The 2,374-nt window shown below is 59.1% G+C and carries 4 protein-coding genes; all 4 read left to right on the plus strand.

The window, feature by feature from the left end:
• On the plus strand, positions 1 to 672 hold a 672-nt coding region (locus ACZI8Q_RS20605; RefSeq protein WP_463375440.1), incomplete at its 5' end, for a hypothetical protein.
• 124 nt (positions 673 to 796) lie between these two features.
• Complete coding sequence (locus ACZI8Q_RS20610) at positions 797 to 1,288, plus strand: hypothetical protein (protein WP_463375441.1); 492 nt, start codon at positions 797 to 799, stop codon at positions 1,286 to 1,288.
• Positions 1,285 to 1,665, plus strand: coding sequence for a hypothetical protein (locus tag ACZI8Q_RS20615; RefSeq protein WP_463375442.1), 381 nt, complete (start codon positions 1,285 to 1,287; stop codon positions 1,663 to 1,665). Before ACZI8Q_RS20610 ends, ACZI8Q_RS20615 begins: the two co-directional genes overlap by 4 nt.
• A complete protein-coding gene (locus ACZI8Q_RS20620; RefSeq protein WP_463375443.1) occupies positions 1,662 to 2,024 on the plus strand; it encodes a hypothetical protein in 363 nt (120 codons plus the stop codon). Before ACZI8Q_RS20615 ends, ACZI8Q_RS20620 begins: the two co-directional genes overlap by 4 nt.
• The last annotated feature ends 350 nt before the right edge of the window (positions 2,025 to 2,374 follow it).

A 2,374-nucleotide genomic window follows, 5' to 3' on the forward strand; every position in this document is an offset into this window, starting at 1 on the left:
GAACGCCTCCTGCGACAACACAGCGAGCTGGCCGCCCTCACCGCGCAAGCCCTCGACAAAGCCTGCAGCGACGCACCCGAAGAAGGCTTCTTCGAGGGCCTCTTCAACACGCTCGAGGACATCGGCGAAGGCATCGCCGACCTCGCCGCCGACATCTGGGGTGTTATTCAGAACAATGCGCACCTCATCGGTAACATCTCGGATGTTGTCGCTGATCTCAGCACGATTCTTGGCGTTATAGGACTCGGACTGGATGCCACAGGCGTCGGCGCTGTGGTCGGGGTACCGCTAGGTATCGTGTCATCTACCCTTTCAGCGGTAGCCCTTGTCGGGCACAGCACTGCGTACCTGGCAGGAGACGACTCAACGACCCTGCAAACAATCGCGTGGGACGGGGCAGGTGCCGCAACGCTCGGAGTGGGCAAGGCATTGAAACCTGCTGCCGAGATTGTCGAACAAGTCGGGCTGGGCTCTTGGCTCGGCTTCTCCGCGGGCACAGAAGCAGCGGGAAATGATTCCCAGACGACGTTCTTCGACGACATCCAGAAGTACTGGGTGCCAGACTCTCCCAAAGAGGCTCTGGGTGCCATCGCAAGTCCCTTTGGATTTGCGATGTACACGGCTGTCGAGACGGGTATGCAGGAAGATCGCGAGGCCGCGGCGAATGACTAAGTCAACAATCACGTTCGACCCCCCACCATCCTTTGGTGCGATTCCCCTGGATCCGGACCGCCAGTTACGCCTCCAGAAAGTGCGTCAACTACTGTCGGCAACTCCTCGCCCAAACACGGGTGCATTGGAGCAACAGATCAGTTTTCTCGTCGACCTAGGCGAAATCGCAATCTCGAGAGGCGCAGTGGTGTGCGGAATTCTCACTCTCGAAGCGGAACCGGTCGAAAAGACAGCCACACTAGTCCTGAGCATGAACCCACTTGCCGTCCAGAAGGTCGAACTATCCAACTCCAAGGCACGACTACAGGCAGCGCAAGCAATCTCATCGACCGTAGCTCGCCACAACGCAAACGTGGGGTGCCAGGTCATCGAACTTGGATCAGGACCCGTCGCGATTGCGGTGCGATCTGGCCGACATATGCACCCTGCCGCGAAGTCCGAAGCCCCCAACAACTCCACGTATGGTCTACAGATATTCATTCCGACCGATGATCTACTTCAATTGGCGGTCGTCGACATGTCGACGACCGACATCGATCTGTGGCCTGAGTTTGCCCAAGTTGCATTACAGTTTGCGGACAGCGTACGGGTCGAAGTACAGGACGAGGCGCCATGATCCACACATCGAGTTCTAGTACCGTCATCTTGGCGGCCCAAACAGAAGATCCAAACAGCACGGGCGCCTGGCTCCCGTTAGCCCTGGCGTTGCTGCTTATAGCATCCGCTCTTGCGAACTGGACGGTCATTCTTGTGCGTCGCTTGTCGTCTCAGAGCAAGCAACAGCGTTGGCTGGAAAAGAAGTTCAGCGGTAAGGACATCGTCGAGATCTATGCTCCAGCCACGAAGGTGTCTCCACACAACATGGCATTGATCGCTTACAGCCGTGGCTACGTTTTCGCCCGATCGTACGCATCGAGCCGCGACTTCAACCACACATACGTGTTCCGCAAACTATTCACGCCCACGCCCACGCCGAGCCCGGTGGTCCGATGATCGTCGGAATCTTCGTCGCCGCAGCGGTCGTCGGCCTCGTCCTCGGGCCCCGACTGTATCGACGTTGGGATATCTCCCGGCGGGTCGAGCGTGCACCTTCCGAGCACGAGCAGGCAAACGCTATCTCTGCCCAGTTCAACGGCCAACCATTCGTCCTCGTCGATCCGCGAGACTTCACCATCAGTGTCGGCCAGATGAACACGATCGCCAACCGGTTCGGCTACTACTACATCGGCGAGAAGGGCACCCTGTACGGCAGCACCGAGGTCGCGTTCCAGCGACTCCCATCACCGCCCCCACTTCCCGTCCCACGCAAAGCAACGAGTTGGTCGGCGTACGCCCCGCCACCGTTCCACTGAAGTCGGCCGGCACCCGTAAATGGACAGTAGACCGAGAGCCGTGAAGAAGTACTCCATCGCCCTAATGATTGTCGATACGCGGTGTACCCCCCGGGCAGCACGCGGCCCCAACTTGTAGAATGAACCGGACGATCGCGACAGCGAGGAGAATTGTGGCGGGGGATCTTCACCTGGATACCGACGCGTTCGGTCAGTTGATCTACACGTTCGCGTTGCCTTCGGCGCCTGACCCTGGAACGAGTCCCGAACGCCCGCCGGGCGCGAGTCTGGACCTCTGATGACACTGCCCATCCACTACATAACCAATGGAATCCCGCTGCCCAGCGCGGCGTACCCGAACATCGGATTCG

The sequence above is a fragment of the Rhodococcus quanlei genome (assembly GCF_055231015.1).

Excerpts from the sequence above, each read along its gene's own strand:
- ACZI8Q_RS20615 (WP_463375442.1), top strand. The coding sequence starts at position 1,285 with ATGATCCACACATCGAGTTCTAGTACCGTCATCTTGGCGGCCCAAACA.
- ACZI8Q_RS20620 (WP_463375443.1), top strand. The coding sequence starts at position 1,662 with ATGATCGTCGGAATCTTCGTCGCCGCAGCGGTCGTCGGCCTCGTCCTC.